This window comes from Enterococcus sp. 4G2_DIV0659, from assembly GCF_002140715.2.
Classification (GTDB): domain Bacteria; phylum Bacillota; class Bacilli; order Lactobacillales; family Enterococcaceae; genus Enterococcus_L; species Enterococcus_L mansonii.
The window spans coordinates 1-17,173 of the sequence record NZ_NGLE02000001.1; the positions used below are offsets into that span (position 1 = coordinate 1).

The following is a 17,173-nucleotide window of genomic DNA, read 5'->3' on the forward strand; positions in this document are numbered from 1 at the left end:
ATAGCCCAGAAACGTCGTTATTTAATAAGAGAGAGACACTATTTAACTTTGATAAAGCGCGTAAAGAAATTCGTAAAGAAGATACGGTGTTTTTATTTGAAGGGTTTATGGACGTGATCGCAGCTTGGCAAGCTGGTATCACAAGTGGTGTGGCTTCAATGGGGACGAGTCTGACTAATGAGCAGATTCGTAAGTTGGAAAGAGTAGCGAAAGAACTTGTGGTTTGTTATGATGGTGACGCTGCCGGTGTAGAGGCAACCAATCGAGCTATTTCATTACTAAGTGAGCATAGCCGCTTTCAATTAAGTATTGTTAGTATTCCTGAAAAATTAGATCCAGATGAGTATTTAAGAAAATATGGCAACGATTCTTTTCGAGAGTTGGCACTTCATGGTCGGGAAACGGTTTTTAGCTTTAAGATGCAATATCATCGCTTGACTAGAAACATGAACAATGAGAAAGAACAGCTGGACTATGTCAATGATTTGCTAAAAGAATTGATTTTAGTACAGTCTCCTTTAGAGCGAGATCGTTATTTGAATCAACTAGCGCAAGAGTTTCAATTGTCCTTTCATTCGTTGGAAGAACAGCTTAAACAGTTGGAAACACAACAACGATCAACCAAACGAAGAGAAAGACAGCAACAAGTGGCTCCTCCTCCTCAAGAATTTGAGTATGAGATAGACGAGTTGCAGCTGCCACCGGAAATGTTCGAAGAAAATCCTGCTCCAGCCGTTCAAAATAAGCGGCCATTAACTCAAGTCGAAAAAGCTGAACGTACATTGTTATATCGTTTGATGAATGAACAAAGTGTTAGAAATCAACTCTTTCAACTCGCTGATTTTAGTTTTGCTCATGACCAGTATCAAGAACTTTATTTGTTGTTAGATAGCTACTTGAGTGTACATGATGACTTTCTTTTAGCTGATTTTTTGGATTATTTAAAAGAAGAGACAATTAAAAAATTAGCTATCGAGATTAGCTATCAGACGATTTCAGAAGAAAGTTCTGACCGAGAAATGGCTGATGTTTTAAGGGTTATCCAAAATTCAAGCTTGGAAGAGGAAATTTCTGAGAAACAAGTGCAAAAAAAAGAAGCCGAACGTTTTGGTAATAAACAATTAGTTGATGAATTATCAATTGAACTCATCAGCTTAGTAAAACAATTGCAAAAAAGTCGTACAGTGTCCTAAGCAGAAATTCTTTGACAACGTATTTGACTATTATTTATATATTTTTAGCCAAATGGAAAAATGAAGGGGGCCTTCTTTCATGGAAAAAGAAACAGAAAAAAAATATGCAGCTGCATTGGCAGCCTTTATCAAAGAGAGCAAACCGAAAGGGAATGTTCTTTATGATGATTTAACAAACAAATTAGCAACGCCATTTACATTAAATGCGGATGAAATGGAAAAGTTGATCCAAAAAGTTGAAGATGCTGGAATCAGCGTCGTTGATGAAAATGGTGATCCAAGTGAACATAGTCTTAAAAAAGACGCAAAAGTTGCTGAAAAAGCCCAAATGGAAGATTTATCTGCCCCGACTGGTGTTAAAATTAATGATCCTGTTCGTATGTATTTAAAAGAAATCGGACGTGTTCAATTGTTAACGGCAGCTGAAGAAGTTGAACTTGCATTAAAAATTGAAGAAGGCGATCAAGAAGCAAAACAACGTTTAGCAGAAGCTAACTTGCGTTTAGTTGTTTCGATTGCGAAACGGTATGTCGGACGTGGTATGCAGTTTCTTGATTTGATCCAAGAAGGAAATATGGGTCTAATGAAAGCTGTTGAGAAATTTGATTACCGAAAAGGATTTAAATTTTCTACCTATGCGACTTGGTGGATTCGTCAAGCAATCACCCGTGCAATTGCTGACCAAGCAAGAACCATTCGAATTCCTGTTCATATGGTAGAGACAATTAATAAATTGATTCGAATCCAACGTCAATTACTACAAGATTTAGGGCGGGAACCAACGCCAGAAGAAATTGGTGCTGAAATGGATCTGCCCACTGAAAAAGTCCGTGAAATCTTAAAAATTGCTCAAGAGCCAGTTTCTTTAGAAACACCAATTGGTGAAGAAGATGATTCACATCTTGGAGATTTCATTGAAGACCAAGATGCGACAAGTCCGGCTGAACATGCAGCGTATGAGTTGTTAAAAGAGCAACTGGAAGATGTTTTAGACACGCTGACAGATCGTGAGGAAAATGTTTTACGGTTACGTTTTGGTTTAGATGATGGACGTACACGCACTTTAGAAGAAGTAGGAAAAGTCTTCGGAGTAACACGTGAACGGATTCGTCAAATCGAAGCAAAAGCATTACGTAAATTACGCCATCCTTCTCGTTCTAAACAATTAAAAGATTTTCTAGAATAAGAAGTTTTTCGTTAAAATTTGAACAGCTCTTTTCGATTTTTTTCGGAAAGGGCTGTTTTTAAACAATCGTAATAAAAAAGTCACAGAGTACATATTGGAAGAAACACGATTTTATGGTAGATTAGATTTAATTGAATGAGTAGAATGTGAGGCGGAATGAATGACGAAACAATGTCCGAATTGCGGAAATGAAATAAACAACCAAGAAGAAGTATGTAAAAAATGCGGTTCTTCTCTCAAAGAATCAAGTACCTCTAAAAAAAATGAACAATCAAGTGAACCAAAAGAACAGACATCTAACTTTTTGAATAAAGATCAAAATGAAAATATTGAATGGTCAGAGTTTAAAGATATGAGCATAGGTCATGTAATGACAATGTTTAACGAACAAAAATCAGAAGAAAAAACAACAAGTTCAGAAGAAAAAATCGAACCAACCCCAAAAAATGAACCAATAATAGAAAATAAAGATGAAAAAGCATCTGATAATTTGATTAACCAAGAAATAGAATCAGACATGTTAAATCAATATATCAATGAACACAAAAACGAGCTGACTGAAGAGGAAAAAAGCGCAACAGAAGAAGAATCACTGGATGAACAACCAAATAAAGAAGAGCTTATTTCAGAGAGTCCTTTAGATACAGAAGATGCAGAACAAAATGAAATCCCATCAAATGAATATGATGACGACAAAACTTCTGAAAACGAAGAACTTGAAACACCTGCAAAAGAATCAATGAATAAAGAAATTACTAAATTCAATAAGCCAGAAGAAAAAATCGAGACCGCTCAACCAATTGGACCCAAATCTTTACCAGAAGAAAAAGTTGAGATTCCATCAAAAAGTAAAAAACCAGAAGAGATTGAAATGGATGCAGCGCCTATTTTCTTTAAAGACACAGAAGAAGTAAAACCTTCGAAAGATCATTTCAATAAACCAGAAAGCTCCAAAGTAGATCTATTTAAATCAGAAACGAAAACGCAGTATTCACCTCAGCCAAAAAATTATAAAAAAATGTCAATTATATTAGCTGCTGTAGTTGTACTTGCAGGAGGCACATGGTTTGTCTACAATCAAATGCAAAAAAAATCCACAGTAGAAACACAAGTTTCACAAAAACAGGAAAAATTGATAAGCCAAACAGAAAAAGAATTAGAAAGTTATTTTACAGATAAAAGCCAAGTATTCATTAAGCCAGAAATGACAAATGTTAGCACGAAAACAATCAAAGAAAATTTAGATACACTGAAAAATGAGTCTGATTATAAAAAACTAGAAGCTGTATATAATAAAATTAATGAAAAGCAAGCAGCGATTACAAAAGTAAATGAATTGTTTGCTCAACCAATTATTGCAGGAAATAAATTAAATGATGCAGTAATTAAAGCGGATAAAAAGATCGAGCTAGGAAAACGTGAAGAAAAAGATGGCTTAGATAAATTACTTAACCAAGCGACGACTCAAGCAACAGATCAATACGACCAATTGCAAAAAGCAAAAACTGCTGTTGATGTTTTTTATAAAAATAATGAATTTACTGAGGCTTTGACGAATGAAACATATACAACTGCTAAGACAGAAGTAGACAAAGTCAAAAGCGAAACCTTGCGTAAACCATTAAGTGATATTTTAGTGAATGCAGACAAACTACTAAAAGAGGCACAAGCGCAGCAGCAAGCATACACAGAACAACAAACCGCACAGAATAATCAAAATACAGGTTCTTCTGATTACCAAGGGAGTACCACCCAGACACCTGTGAATGGGCAACAACCTGATCCAAATGGCTTCTCAGGACCAAATGCGAATGGGGTTTATACTGACCCAGTTTATACTGTAAATGAAAACGATGTAGCAGATACAAACAATCCTGCTTGGATTTGGGCTCCTGGTATCAAAGAAAAAGTAATTAACATAAGTATCCAGCGTGGGTATATCAGAGAAGGAGCATACACGTTATATCCAGCTAGAATTATTAACGGTGAAGGTTATTACAACCTTTACGGGGCAGATAATCAATATCTTGTCACCATTAATGCAAAAACAGGCTGGTTCAAAGGAAATGCTTCAAGAAACGCGGGACGATAATATTCATTTTTAAAAATTAAAAAATGAGGTTGGAACAAAAAACGTTAATTCCAAAAAAACAATCCAATGAGTCACTAGCTGTATTGTATAGGAGTTACTATTGATTCTGCCATTGATTCGGATTTCATGTGATTGGGATATGACTCAACGAGTTATGTCCCAATCACGTTTTCCATCTATACTAATCAAGGTTGAACACTATCCCGGCCTTTGAATCAAAGGAGAATGATATGGAGAATAAAAATTATGTGACGTTTAAAGAAGGCATAAACGCATGTATTCCAACAATTTTAGGTTATTTAGGTATTGGTATCGCAGCAGGAGTCGTCGGGAAAAATGTAGGGCTGTCTATAGTAGAAATTGCGTTGATGTCAATACTGGTTTATGCTGGAGGGGCACAATTTATTATTTGTGGCATGTTGGCCATTTATTCACCAATTTCTGCTATTATATTTACTACCTTTTTAGTTAATTTACGGCATTTTTTGATGAGCATGTCAGTCGCTCCTTATTTTAAAGAAGAACCGTTAGTGACAAATATCGGAATTGGAACACTTTTAACAGATGAATCGTATGGCGTATTGATGACTGCTGTAGCAAATAATCATCGAGTGAGTTCGGCATGGATGCATGGGTTAAATATCACTGCTTATCTAGCATGGATAGCCTCAACGATTCTTGGAGGGTTATTAGGAACTTGGATTCCAGATCCATACGTATTTGGACTAGATTTTGCTTTGGTAGCTATGTTTGCTGGGTTGTTTATATTACAAGTAGATGGTCCGATGAAAAAACGAACAAAAGAAACATTGATTGTACTGGGAACTGTTTGTTTTTCTTTATACTTATTTATGGGCTTTTTTTCGGCAGAGCTGTCTGTTTTATTTTCAACGCTTTTAGGATGTACGGTTGGGATGGTGAATCATCATGAGTAGCAATTACGTTTTATTAACGATTTTAGGTTGTTCTATTGCTACATGGATTCCAAGAATATTTCCGTTTGTGATTTCAAGACGGGTTGATTTTCCAGAATGGTTTTTGCGCTTTTTATCCTATATCCCAATTTGTATCTTGACGGCATTATTATTTCAGAGTATTTTAGAAATTCAGACAATCGGTTTTCCTAAACTCAAAACAATTGAAGCCTTAAGCTGCGTGCCTACTTTATTTGTGGCTATACGTACAAAAGATTTAATGAAAACTGTTTTGGCAGGAGTCCTTACAGTTGCACTATTACGCATTTTTTTAGGCTAAATGCCAGAAGGAGAAAATTATGAACGAACTATTAGCACAAGTATTTACTGCACTAGTTATCGATGAAAATGAAAAATATTACTTTTTACAAAAAAACGGGATTACCTTACGATTGGCTAAAGAAGAAGGTTCCCATGAAATTGGTGAAGCCGTAGAAGGCTTTGGTTATATGAACCAAAAACAAGAACCTGAGATGACAACTAATATCCCAACTGCTCGAATAGGGCAATTTGCTTTTGGAACGGTTACAGGTACTAGACGCGATTTAGGTGCCTTTGTGGATATTGGGTTAAAAGATAAAGATGTAGTTGTTTCCTTAGACGAGCTTCCTGTGATGCGTGAGTTATGGCCAAAAAAAGGGGATCAATTGATGGTTTCTTTAAAAGTGGACAATAAAGAACGTATTTGGGGCGAGTTAGCTGATGAAAAAATCTTTAAGGCTATGGCAAAACAAGGAAACGAAGAGCTAAAAAACCAGAACATCAAAGGGATTGTGTATCGCTTAAAATTAGCAGGAACCTTTATATTAACAGAGGATTTTTATATAGGCTTTATCCATCCTTCAGAGCGCTATCAAGAGCCTCGTTTAGGGGAAAAAGTAGAAGGAAGAGTCATTGGGGTTCGACCAGACGGCGTATTAAATCTATCGCTAAAACCGCGTGGATACGAAGTGATAAGTGATGATGCAGCGATGATACTGACTTTCCTAGAACGTGCAGCGGACCATAAAATTCCTTTTACAGATAAATCAAATCCAGAAGACATCAAACAAACTTTTGGTATCAGTAAAGCCCAGTTCAAACGGGCAATGGGCAATTTATTGAAGCAAGGGAAGATTAGCCAAGAAGCAGGTTATACGATTTTAAAAGAAAAACAAGATTAAAAAGGCTGAGAATAAATTGTTTTTCTTTTCTAATTGAGAATCACTTGCAAATATATTCGAGTTATTTTATACTTATTATAATTAAAAAGTAGGGATTTAAGTTACAGATTAAAATAATTATAAATAAGGGGCTACAATATGGATTCAACTGCTGCTTTAAAGAAGACGAAACAACAATTGCATGAATCTGGTTTCAAGCTGACGCCTCAAAGAGAAGCAACAGTTTTGGTATTACTAGAAAATGAGAAGGACCATCTTTCGGCAGAAGAAATTTATTTTTTAGTGAAACAAAAGAGCCCGGAGATCGGTTTAGCAACGGTTTATCGCACATTAGAAATTTTAACGGACTTGAAAGTCGTAGACAAGGTAAGTTTTAATGACGGATTGGCTCGTTATGACTTACGAAAAGAAGGAGCAAAGCATTTCCATCATCATCTTTTATGTTTGGAATGTGGGAATATCGAAGAAGTGGAAGAAGATTTGTTAGGCGAAGTGGAACAAGTGATCGAACAAAGATATCATTTTATGGTAAAAGACCATCGATTGACCTTTCATGGTATCTGCGAAGAGTGCCAACAAAAAAAGAAAAATCAGCCAACTGACTAATTGATTCATTGATCAATGAATCAATACAACTCAAAACAAAGCTAAAACTAAGTTCTGTTTTGAATGTTATCCATGGAAAAATGGTGGAAGTAAAAGTCATTGTGTTTTATTTTACTGATGGTAAAGGTCTCTGTTTTGAAATCTTTGTTTTTCGTTCTAATGAAAGTGATTGACTTCTCATCAAGAATCTCTTACAATGACTTCAATAAACAATAAAAGTTTTGATAAGAACTAGTAGAATAATTCAGGTGAACAGAAAGTTGCCGGTTGTTGAGAGGCGCATAAACCTATGTTATTTGAATTCCTCTTTGAACTTCACACCGAATAAAGTAGGCTGTGCCGGTTAGTGTACCCGTTATAGTACAAAGGTATAATTTTGTACCTGATAAGTCAATGAGTGTAAGCTGATTGTAAACAAAGGTGGTAACACGGATCGTTCGGTCTCGTCCTTTTCAGAAATGAGAAGGACGAGGCTTTTTTTATTTATTGTTTGAATAAAAGAAAATGAAGGGAAGTTATCGTATGAGTTTTAAAGCATTAAGTCAACCAATCAATGTTGAGCAAGTGAAGTCACTATCTAAATTAACCCCGGCACAAGAACAGCGAAAATCAGTTCGTGATCAAGAATTAAAGAGGATCATTGAAGGAAAGAGCGAAAAAATTCTTTTAGTGATTGGGCCATGTTCCGCACATAACGAAGAAGCTGTAATGGAGTATGTGACGCGCTTAGCTAAGCTGCAAGAAAAAGTTCAGGATAAAATTTTTATGGTACCACGTGTTTATACAAATAAACCCAGAACCAATGGAGATGGCTATAAAGGGCTATTGCACCAACAAAACCCAGAAGGAGAAAGTGACCTAATTCAAGGGATTGCTGCAGTTCGTAGCTTGCATAATCGTGTGATAAGTGAAACCGGCTTAACGACAGCAGATGAAATGCTTTATCCTGAAAATTTAGAGTTTGTTCAAGATTTAGTGAGTTATATTGCTGTAGGTGCACGTTCTGTAGAAGATCAACAACACCGTTTTGTTGCTAGTGGAATCGACCAGCCAACAGGAATGAAAAATCCTACTAGTGGAAATTTAAACGTATTATTTCATTCTTTATATGCAGCGCAACAAAAACAAGAATTTATTTTCAATGGGCTGGAAGTAGAATCAAGTTCTAACCCCTTAGCACATGTGGTATTACGTGGCGGGTTAAATGAATATGGTGAAAACATTCCCAATTATCATTATGAAAGTTTGTTGAAAGTCGTCAATTTTTATAAAGCTGGTAACTACAAAAATCCATTTATTATGATTGATACAAATCATGATAACTCAGGAAAACAATATAAGGAGCAGATTCGAATTGTCAAAGAAACGTTGATTAATCGTTCTTGGAATGAGGATATGAACAGATGGGTTCGCGGATTCATGATTGAAAGCTTCATTGAAAGTGGTCGACAAGAAGCAGATGGTAAAGTTTTTGGTCAGTCTATTACTGATCCATGTCTAGGCTGGAAAGAGACTGAGGAATTAGTAAATTATATTGCTGAAAATTCTTAACTATTGTTTTGTTATAGCAAAAAGTGGTTAGATAGAAGCTTTTATTTAAAGTTAGAGTATGAAGCAAAAGTAAAAATCGCTTTTGCTTCATACTCTTTTAAAAGATCTATTAGCCACTTTTTATAAATTAGCAAATTTTTCTAATAAACGAATCATTTGGCAAGTAAACCCATATTCATTGTCATACCAAGCAACGGTTTTCACTAATTGAAACTCTCCAGAAGTGGTTACTTCTGTTTGGGTAGGATCAAAAATGGAACCTTCCGTTGTTCCAATGACATCGCTAGATACGATTTCACGGTCGTCATAACCAAATGATGGATTATTAATCGTATGTTTCTTGATGGCTTCATTTACTTGATCAGCAGTCACTTTGGTTTTTAAAATAGTCACTAATTCTGTCAATGAGCCGTCAACAACGGGAACACGTTGTGCGTGGCCTTGCAATTTTCCGTTTAATTCTGGAATAACTAAGCCAATTGCCTTGGCAGCACCAGTTGAATGAGGAATCGTGTTGTCAGCAGCAGATCGAGCTGCACGTAAATTACCGCCTTTTACAGGGCCATCTAATAACATTTGAGTAGAAGTATATGCGTGGACAGTAGTCATTGTGCCAACTTCAATCCCAAATTCATTGTTTAAAAAGTAAGCCATTGGGGCTAAGCAATTTGTTGTGCATGAACCTGCTGAAATAATTTTATCATCCGGGGTCAAGGTATCATCATTCACATTATAAACAATAGTTTTCATATCACCAGCTGGCGCTGAGATAACGACCCGTTTTGCACCTGCATTTATATGAGCTTGTGCTTTTTCTTTTGACGTATAAAAACCAGTACATTCTAAAACAATATCGACACCATTTTCTGCTACCCAGTTAAGTTTACTGGCGTCAGCTTCCGCATAAACCTTAGTTTCCTCACCGTCAACGACAATTGAATTTTCGGTTGCAGTCACTTTTCCAGGATATGTTCCATGCGTTGAGTCAAATTGTAATAATTGGGCTAACATCGTTGGGCTTGTCAAATCATTGATTGCTACAACTTCAATATCATCGGAAACTTCTTTGATACGGCGGAATGCAAGGCGACCAATTCGTCCAAATCCATTAATTCCTACTTTTACTGTCATACTCAATTTCCTCCTTTGATAATTTAGAACAAATGCACAAACTTGTTTGATTTGTTACAAACTTACGATCAACAGACAAGTTCATCGCGCTCAATACATTTAAAATAGCCAGCTTTTATAATCATATATTTAAAAATACGATTATATCAGCTATACTGGTAGCATGAACGCTTTTTAGACTTTTGTCAAAAATCTTGTTTTTTACAATGAAAAAGGGAGTTGGAAAAAATGAATAGAAACCAAGTTGTTGATTTTCTTCAAATAAATTATGAAGCCATAAAAGACGGCAGAGGGAAATGGTTTGATAAAAGAGTTGCGTATACTATTGCCCGATCATTTGTTGCTAAGGAGCACCAATTCTCAGATAATGATTATCAGCGTTTAGAGGCAGTGCTAAAAGAAGAATTAAATGTTTTTAATGTATTGGGACAGCCAGTTAGAGGTTTTTTATTAGGAATGTTGTTAGCTAATGGTCAGTCAAACGAGGGAAATATCCAGATGCTACTCAACGATTATCAACGGTTACGTGATGGTGGCTTTCAGTTATCTTCCTATTCTTATTTTTCAGCCTATTTGCTTCAATTCACAGAAGCGGCTGAAAAAGAATTTATTATTCGTAAAGGCCATAGTATTTTTGAAGAATTAAAGGGGCACCATTATTTCCTTACTGGGGCTGAAGATGGAACGATGGCCATTGCACTAGCTCAACAGAAGAATTTAGAATCATTAACGAGCGAGCAGGTCGGGGATTTAGTGGAAGAATATTATCAGTCTTTAAACAAGCAAGGATTTTATAAGTCAAATCAACTTCAATTTGCAGCGGCGACAGCAGCGATGCTAACAGGTTCTTTTTCTCATGAATTGATTGCATGTCTAGAACACTTGCTGGTAGAATTAAAACAAATGGGGCTGCGAGCTAAAACAGAATGTTATACTAGTTTGGTAACAATTGCATTCATAGCTACCCGGAAAAAAATTGATTTGACAGCATTAGAAGAATATCTAGAACTTCTTAAGAAAAAAACGAATTTGCGTTTTTATAAAGATTTTCGCTATTCATTAGCTTTAGGATTGTTGACGCAAGAAGAAATGAACCATTTATTGAATGATAACAGCTTAAATATATCCGCATTAACAATTACTATGATGATGGCGCAAGAAGCCGCAGCGGCGACAGCTGCGATTGCCATAGCTGCAAGTGCTGCTAATTCTAGTTCATAAAAACGAATTTGGCTAGACAAATTCAGGTTTAACCTTTACAATAAGAAAGGCTTTTAAACAGAATATGTTATCGAAAAGTGTAGCGAAACGAATAACTAAATTTGTAAAAAAGGGAAACTAAAAGAAGTGCTGAAATAAAGTATTTTACTGGTAGTATAGAAATACTTTCCGTATTTTCTTTGAGATAGGAGGACAAAATATGTCCATGTTTTTAGATCAGGTAACAATCGATGTCAAAGCCGGTAAAGGCGGAGATGGAATGGTTGCCTTTCGTAGAGAGAAATATGTACCTGACGGCGGTCCTGCCGGAGGTGATGGAGGTCGCGGAGGCGATGTGATTCTTATTGTAGAAGAAGGATTACGTACGCTGATGGATTTTCGTTTTAATCGTCATTTTAAGGCTCAACCAGGCGAAAATGGAATGAGTAAAGGAATGCACGGACGGGGCTCAGAAGATACATTTGTTAAAGTTCCACCAGGCACAACTGTACGTGATGCAGACACAGGTGTGCTAATTGGCGATTTGATTGAACACGGTCAAACATTAACAGTTGCTAAAGGTGGCCGAGGGGGACGAGGCAATATCCGTTTTGCATCAGCTAAAAACCCTGCGCCGGAAATTGCTGAAAATGGTGAACCAGGTCAAGAAAGAAAAATCGAATTAGAACTTAAAGTATTAGCAGATGTTGGATTAGTAGGCTTCCCTTCTGTTGGGAAATCAACTTTATTATCTGTTATTTCATCGGCTAGACCTAAAATTGGAGCGTATCATTTTACAACATTAGTGCCAAATCTTGGAATGGTCTCAACGAGTGATGGACGTAGCTTTGCGGCTGCTGACTTACCAGGTTTGATTGAAGGCGCCTCTCAAGGTGTTGGATTAGGGACACAGTTTTTACGCCATATTGAACGTACAAGAGTTATTTTGCATGTAATCGATATGAGTGGGATGGAAGGTCGCGATCCCTATGAAGATTATTTAGCGATCAACAAAGAATTAGAAACACATAACTTACGATTGATGGAGCGTCCACAAATAATTGTAGCAAACAAAATGGATATGCCGGAATCTGAAGAGAATTTAAAAAAATTCAAAGAGCAAATTGAAAAAGAACAAACAGATGAATATGCGGATGCGTTACCGATTTTCCCAGTATCAGGTGTGTCACGTAAAGGAATTGAGCCCTTACTGAATGCAACTGCTGATTTATTGGATGTAACACCGGAGTTTCCACTGTATGAAGAAGAAATTGTGGAAGATACGGTTCATTATGGATTCCAACCAGACGGACCGGAATTTTCGATTGACCGTGACCCAGATGCAACATGGGTATTATCTGGCGAAACATTAGAGCGATTGTTCCAAATGACAAATTTTGAACATGATGAAAGTGTTATGCGATTTGCACGTCAATTAAGAGGAATGGGCGTTGATGAAGCATTGCGCGCTCGTGGAGCAAAAGATGGCGATATTGTTCGAATTTCTGAATACGAATTTGAATTTGTAGAGTAATAAAAAAATCAATGAGAGAAGAGCTGATAAGTAATTGGCTCTTTTTTTATTTACGTTAGTGATTTGTTTCACAAAAAGGGGTATGAAGAAAGTTATGGAGGTAATTAGAGGAAATTGCTAATGTTCAGTTATCACTATTCCAAGTTGAGTTGGTTTTCAATTGGGGTCTCTAGAACAATTGAACTTTTAACCTGTGCAAAATGCATCCATTGTGCCAAGAGGTTTTTCATTTCAGTTGTGTTATTTACAGTTGCTTTGACTAAATAATTCACGTCTCCACTCACAATGTGAACTTCATTTACATTAGGGCTATTTTTTAATAAATTTAATGTTTTTTCAACAGGAAGTGTTACTTGGCTCAATTCAGTGAAAAAAGTGATAGCATGATTAAGGTGTTCCAGTGATACTTGAATGGTAAAATTTGTAATGATACCAGTCTCTATCAGTTTATTAATTCTTTCTTTTACGCTCGGGCGACTTAAATTAACTTTTTTAGATAATTCAACAATCGATATCCGTGAATCTTCATGTAAAATTTTTAAAAGTTTACGATCTGTTTTATCCAATGGTCTACCTCCTTTATTTTTCATTCAAAATGGATTGTCATACCAATTATAGTAGAATTTATTTTCATTTACCATATATATTTAGATTTATCTGCTTTTTTTATTTGCTGTTAACATAGAATATGGGATTATCCACTTTTTTTTCATATTGTAAAAATAATTGGCATACATTTACTAATTCGAAAAGATAACGCTTGCATTTGGTTCATATTTTTATATACAAGAAATAGTAAAATTAGTTATGATTAAATTATCTTAAGACGATATAATCCATTTACTAGTAAAGGTGTTGTTTCCTACTGCAAAAGACAAACCAAAAAGGAGCGTTCTTTATGGCAAGAAACAGATGGGTAAAGTTTTTGTTACTGTATTTTGGCGGAGTCATTGTTTCATTAAGTCAATTGAAATTGGTGCCAATCCAAAATGAATTGGCCCAAGAGTTAGGTATGAGTCTTTCTTTGGTTTCATGGTTGATGTCTATTTTTACTGTTTCCGGTATTTTTTTAGCAATTCCTGGCGGGGCTTTAGTTACAAAATTTGGGCCAAAAAAATTGTTGGTTGCGTTAATGGCGTGTTTAGCAATTGGCAACGTTTTGGGGGCTTTTTCAAACAGCTTTTGGTTGTTGTTGATCTCAAGGGCAGTTGAAGGGATTTCTTTTTCGATGATTATCATGGTAGGAATTGTACTGATTAATTTTTGGTTTAAAGATGTTGGAAGTGGGATTGCTACAGGACTATGGGGGACTTTTTCCGCTTTGGGTTCAATGTTAGCAATGAATCTATTTAAGCCATTATCACAACAATATGGTCTTCGTTCTTTATGGGTAATTATTGCAGGATTTTCTGTTTTATTTTTAGCCTTGTATCTATTATTTCTAGATGAACCGACTAGCCAAATGAGCGAACAGCCCAAAGAAGGGAAAGGCTCTATAAAAAATGCTATGGCAAATAAGTCAATTTGGTTGTTGGCTTTCGCTCAAGGATGTATGGCGTTCGTGTTATTTACTTTTATTAATTTGTACCCGCTGATTTATGAACAGCTTTATGGATTATCTGAAACATTGGCTAATCGTTACACAGGTTATTTTGGCTTATTCGGCATTCCATTTGGAGCTTTAGCAGGATATTTAATTGATAAGACGAAAAAAGGGCAAGTCATTATTTTGTTTTCGTTTTTATTGATGCTAGTAGCGACCTTTTGGATGGGGTACTTATCAAGCAGTTTCACCTTTATTGCACAACTTTTTGCCCTTTCAGCTGGTGCTAGTTTATCTTCTTCTTGTGTAATGATTTTAGCGCCGAATAGTGTTAAACAAGAGCGCTTGATCGGAGCAAGTATTTCATTTATCAATTTATTTTACTATATTGGCATATTCATAGGAACACCTTTAGTGACTAAGGTAAGTGAATATAATCATTCTTGGTTGACAGCCATTTATTTACTTAGTGGCGTTGGATTGGCAGCTGTTTTTGCCATTTTCGGCTTTGTTAAAGTGAATAAAAAAATAGCATAAGTACAAACGTTTAAATAAAATTAGGAAGGTGACAACGAATGACAAGAGTATTTCAGACAGATCGAACATTTGCAAAAGAAATGGACAATAAGGATCCGCTTAAAAATGTAAGGGATCGATTTTACGTGCAACCAGGAGAAATCTATATGGATGGTAACTCATTAGGACTAGCTTCTAAAGACGCTGAAAAAGCGTTACTTCATATGATGGATGTTTGGAAAAAAGAAGGTATAAAACTATGGGACGGGCTATTTCATTATGCTGGTAAATTAGGTGAATTATCTGCACCACTAATCAATGCTTATCCAGATGAAATAGTGATTACAGGAAGTACGACAACGAATATTCACCAATGCGTGAGCACACTTTATAAACCCACACAAGATCGATACAAAATTTTAGTGGACGATTTAAATTTTCCCACAGATCGTTATGCAATTGACAGTCAAGTTCAATTACGTGGCTACGATCCGGTTGACGCAGTGAAAGTAGTGGAAAGTAGCGATGGACGTCTGATTGATGAAGAGGCAGTGATTGAGGCGATGACAGATGACGTAGCATTGATTTTATTGCCAACAGTGTTATACCGGAGTTCTCAAGTATTAGATATGAAACGTATAACTGAAGCAGCACATCAGCGTGAAATCTTGATTGGTTGGGACTTATGTCATGCTATTGGGGCAGTTCCAATGGATTTTAAAGACATTCAACCTGATTTTGCAGTGTGGTGCACGTATAAATATTTATCAGCAGGACCAGGATCCATCGCTGGTTTATACATGAATCGAAGACATTTTGCTGAAACGCCAGGCTTAGCAGGATGGTGGGGTAATAAAGATGACACACAATTTGAATTGAAACACCAATTTGAACATCAACAAGATGCTAGTGGTTGGCAAATTGGTTCACCAAGCTTCTTGGCAATGGCGCCTTTGGAAGGGACATTGACTATTTTTAATGAGGTTGGTATGGAACCAATTCGTGAGAAATCATTACAGATTACAGCTTATTTAATGTATTTAATTGATGAGAAGTTGGCCAAATATGGGTATAGTGTTGGCAATCCTCGAGAAGATAGCAAGCGTGGTGGTCATGTCTGCTTAGAACATGACGAATCTTACAGAATTTGCAAAGCGTTAAAAGAAGCAAATATTATCCCTGATTTTAGAGAACCCAACGTAATTCGTTTGGCGCCAATTGCGTTATATAATACGTATGAAGAAGTGTATACATTAGTTGAGACACTAGAAGATATTGTCGTGAACAAAAAATATGAAGCCTTTAGTAATGAACGGACATTAGTAGTATAAAATAAAACAGTGAGGTGAAAATGATGCGTATAGGTATTCCAAAAGAAATCAAAAATAATGAAAATAGAATTGCAATCACTCCAGCTGGTGTGGTTAACTTGATTAAAAATGGTCATCAAGTTGTCATTGAATCAAATGCGGGTCTAGGTTCTGGTTTTACAAACAAGGAATTTGAAGATGTTGGTGCTGAGATCGAAACAAGTGCTGCGAAAGTCTGGAAGTCTGATATGGTTATAAAAGTCAAAGAGCCGTTAAAAGAAGAGTTCCACTATTTTCATGATGGGTTGATTTTATTCACATACTTGCATTTAGCACCTGAACCTGAATTAACCAATTCATTGTTAGAAAATAATGTGACAGCTGTCGCCTATGAAACAATGAGTTTAAATCATACGCTACCATTGTTAACACCGATGAGTGAAGTAGCTGGTAGAATGTCTGTGCAAGTAGGTGCTCAATTTTTAGAAAAACCTAAGGGTGGCGAAGGAATTTTACTCTTCGGTGTTCCAGGGGTAGAACGGGGCAAAGTTGTTATTATAGGTGGCGGTGTAGCTGGAACAAATGCTGCGAAAATTGCTATTGGATTGGGAGCGAAAGTGACGATTTTAGATGTCAATCCTCAACGATTAGCTGAATTAGATGATCTTTTTGGAAATAACGTACAGACGTTGATTTCTAATGAATATCATATTGAAAGCAAAGTGAAAGAAGCTGATGTTGTGATTGGTGCCGTACTGATTCCAGGGGCAAAAGCACCTAAATTAGTGACAGAAGCTATGGTCAAACAGATGAAACCAGGCGCAGTGATCGTTGATATAGCGATTGATCAAGGGGGGATTTTTGAAACGACGGATCAGATTACAACGCATGATAATCCCACATATATCAAACACGGTGTAGTTCATTACGCTGTAGCCAATATGCCAGGAGCAGTTCCAAGAACCTCGACATTTGCGTTGACAAATGCAACGATACCTTATGCTGTAACCATTGCTAATAAAGGGATTGTTAAAGCTGCTAAAGAGAGTGAAACAGTAGCAACAGGAATCAACACCTATCAAAAACATTTAACCATGGAAGCTGTGGCAAAAGACCAAAACAAAGAGTACACTCCAGTTTTAGAATTGATGAAATAAATAACAACACTTGATTT

At 36.2% G+C, this 17,173-nt stretch carries 15 protein-coding genes and 1 other annotated feature; of the genes, 13 read left to right on the plus strand and 2 right to left on the minus strand.

Annotated features, from left to right (window positions below):
* From A5880_RS00005 to A5880_RS00040, 8 genes are all read left to right on the plus strand, one after another.
* Nucleotides 1-1,193: toprim domain-containing protein (locus tag A5880_RS00005; protein WP_336576918.1), on the plus strand; the 1,193-nt coding region annotated here is incomplete at its 5' end.
* Between the two features lie 79 nt (nucleotides 1,194-1,272).
* A complete protein-coding gene (gene rpoD, locus A5880_RS00010; RefSeq protein WP_025868903.1) occupies nucleotides 1,273-2,379 on the plus strand; it encodes an RNA polymerase sigma factor RpoD in 1,107 nt (368 codons plus the stop codon).
* Between the two features lie 160 nt (nucleotides 2,380-2,539).
* Nucleotides 2,540-4,471 carry a cell division site-positioning protein MapZ family protein gene (locus A5880_RS00015; protein WP_086330037.1) on the plus strand — a complete coding sequence of 644 codons (1,932 nt, stop codon included), beginning with the start codon at nucleotides 2,540-2,542 and terminating at the stop codon, nucleotides 4,469-4,471.
* 230 nt (nucleotides 4,472-4,701) lie between these two features.
* Complete coding sequence (locus tag A5880_RS00020) at nucleotides 4,702-5,406, plus strand: AzlC family ABC transporter permease (protein ID WP_086330038.1); 705 nt, start codon at nucleotides 4,702-4,704, stop codon at nucleotides 5,404-5,406.
* Nucleotides 5,399-5,725: an AzlD domain-containing protein gene (locus A5880_RS00025; RefSeq protein ID WP_086330039.1), complete on the plus strand. Its 327-nt coding sequence runs from the start codon at nucleotides 5,399-5,401 to the stop codon at nucleotides 5,723-5,725. Before A5880_RS00020 ends, A5880_RS00025 begins: the two co-directional genes overlap by 8 nt.
* Nucleotides 5,726-5,744: 19 nt before the next feature.
* Nucleotides 5,745-6,608 (plus strand): CvfB family protein, encoded by an 864-nt coding sequence (locus tag A5880_RS00030; protein ID WP_086330040.1) that lies wholly within the window; start codon nucleotides 5,745-5,747, stop codon nucleotides 6,606-6,608.
* 138 nt (nucleotides 6,609-6,746) lie between these two features.
* On the plus strand, nucleotides 6,747-7,214 hold the full coding sequence (gene fur, locus A5880_RS00035; RefSeq protein ID WP_086330041.1) for a ferric iron uptake transcriptional regulator: 468 nt from the start codon (nucleotides 6,747-6,749) through the stop codon (nucleotides 7,212-7,214).
* A 212-nt stretch (nucleotides 7,215-7,426) separates the two neighbouring features.
* Nucleotides 7,427-7,668, plus strand: a binding site (T-box leader).
* 68 nt (nucleotides 7,669-7,736) lie between these two features.
* On the plus strand, nucleotides 7,737-8,765 hold the full coding sequence (locus A5880_RS00040) for a 3-deoxy-7-phosphoheptulonate synthase (RefSeq protein ID WP_086330042.1): 1,029 nt from the start codon (nucleotides 7,737-7,739) through the stop codon (nucleotides 8,763-8,765).
* A gap of 120 nt (nucleotides 8,766-8,885) precedes the next feature.
* Here A5880_RS00040 and gap read toward each other — a convergent pair whose 3' ends face one another.
* On the minus strand, nucleotides 8,886-9,896 hold the full coding sequence (gap, locus tag A5880_RS00045; RefSeq protein ID WP_086330043.1) for a type I glyceraldehyde-3-phosphate dehydrogenase: 1,011 nt from the start codon (nucleotides 9,894-9,896) through the stop codon (nucleotides 8,886-8,888).
* 228 nt (nucleotides 9,897-10,124) lie between these two features.
* Between gap and A5880_RS00050 the strand changes: the two genes are divergently transcribed.
* Together A5880_RS00050 and obgE are read left to right on the plus strand one after the other, a co-directional pair.
* Nucleotides 10,125-11,117, plus strand: a complete 993-nt coding sequence (locus A5880_RS00050) for a DUF4003 family protein (protein ID WP_086330044.1) — start codon at nucleotides 10,125-10,127, stop codon at nucleotides 11,115-11,117.
* Between the two features lie 199 nt (nucleotides 11,118-11,316).
* Entirely contained in the window at nucleotides 11,317-12,630 is a 1,314-nt protein-coding gene (gene obgE / locus A5880_RS00055; RefSeq protein ID WP_086330045.1) for a GTPase ObgE, read from the plus strand.
* A 134-nt stretch (nucleotides 12,631-12,764) separates the two neighbouring features.
* Here obgE and A5880_RS00060 read toward each other — a convergent pair whose 3' ends face one another.
* The gene (locus A5880_RS00060) at nucleotides 12,765-13,196 is read right to left on the minus strand and encodes an Lrp/AsnC family transcriptional regulator (RefSeq protein WP_086330046.1); all 432 of its coding nucleotides are present in this window, start codon (nucleotides 13,194-13,196) and stop codon (nucleotides 12,765-12,767) included.
* Between the two features lie 332 nt (nucleotides 13,197-13,528).
* Between A5880_RS00060 and A5880_RS00065 the strand changes: the two genes are divergently transcribed.
* Genes A5880_RS00065 through ald form a run of 3 tightly spaced genes read left to right on the plus strand, consistent with a single transcriptional unit; the run spans nucleotide 13,529 to nucleotide 17,156 of the window.
* Nucleotides 13,529-14,710 (plus strand): MFS transporter, encoded by a 1,182-nt coding sequence (locus A5880_RS00065; RefSeq protein ID WP_086330047.1) that lies wholly within the window; start codon nucleotides 13,529-13,531, stop codon nucleotides 14,708-14,710.
* Nucleotides 14,711-14,748: 38 nt separating this feature from the next.
* Nucleotides 14,749-16,020, plus strand: coding sequence for a kynureninase (gene kynU, locus A5880_RS00070; RefSeq protein WP_086330048.1), 1,272 nt, complete (start codon nucleotides 14,749-14,751; stop codon nucleotides 16,018-16,020).
* Between the two features lie 23 nt (nucleotides 16,021-16,043).
* A complete protein-coding gene (gene ald, locus A5880_RS00075; protein ID WP_086330049.1) occupies nucleotides 16,044-17,156 on the plus strand; it encodes an alanine dehydrogenase in 1,113 nt (370 codons plus the stop codon).
* Nucleotides 17,157-17,173 lie beyond the last annotated feature (17 nt).

Bases quoted from the DNA above. Each gene is read 5' to 3' on its own strand.
- rpoD (WP_025868903.1), top strand. From the start codon at position 1,273: ATGGAAAAAGAAACAGAAAAAAAATATGCAGCTGCATTGGCAGCCTTT.
- A5880_RS00015 (WP_086330037.1), top strand. From the start codon at position 2,540: ATGACGAAACAATGTCCGAATTGCGGAAATGAAATAAACAACCAAGAA.
- A5880_RS00020 (WP_086330038.1), top strand. From the start codon at position 4,702: ATGGAGAATAAAAATTATGTGACGTTTAAAGAAGGCATAAACGCATGT.
- A5880_RS00025 (WP_086330039.1), top strand. From the start codon at position 5,399: ATGAGTAGCAATTACGTTTTATTAACGATTTTAGGTTGTTCTATTGCT.
- A5880_RS00030 (WP_086330040.1), top strand. From the start codon at position 5,745: ATGAACGAACTATTAGCACAAGTATTTACTGCACTAGTTATCGATGAA.
- fur (WP_086330041.1), top strand. From the start codon at position 6,747: ATGGATTCAACTGCTGCTTTAAAGAAGACGAAACAACAATTGCATGAA.
- A5880_RS00040 (WP_086330042.1), top strand. From the start codon at position 7,737: ATGAGTTTTAAAGCATTAAGTCAACCAATCAATGTTGAGCAAGTGAAG.
- gap (WP_086330043.1), bottom strand. From the start codon at position 9,896: ATGACAGTAAAAGTAGGAATTAATGGATTTGGACGAATTGGTCGCCTT.
- A5880_RS00050 (WP_086330044.1), top strand. From the start codon at position 10,125: ATGAATAGAAACCAAGTTGTTGATTTTCTTCAAATAAATTATGAAGCC.
- obgE (WP_086330045.1), top strand. From the start codon at position 11,317: ATGTCCATGTTTTTAGATCAGGTAACAATCGATGTCAAAGCCGGTAAA.
- A5880_RS00065 (WP_086330047.1), top strand. From the start codon at position 13,529: ATGGCAAGAAACAGATGGGTAAAGTTTTTGTTACTGTATTTTGGCGGA.
- kynU (WP_086330048.1), top strand. From the start codon at position 14,749: ATGACAAGAGTATTTCAGACAGATCGAACATTTGCAAAAGAAATGGAC.
- ald (WP_086330049.1), top strand. From the start codon at position 16,044: ATGCGTATAGGTATTCCAAAAGAAATCAAAAATAATGAAAATAGAATT.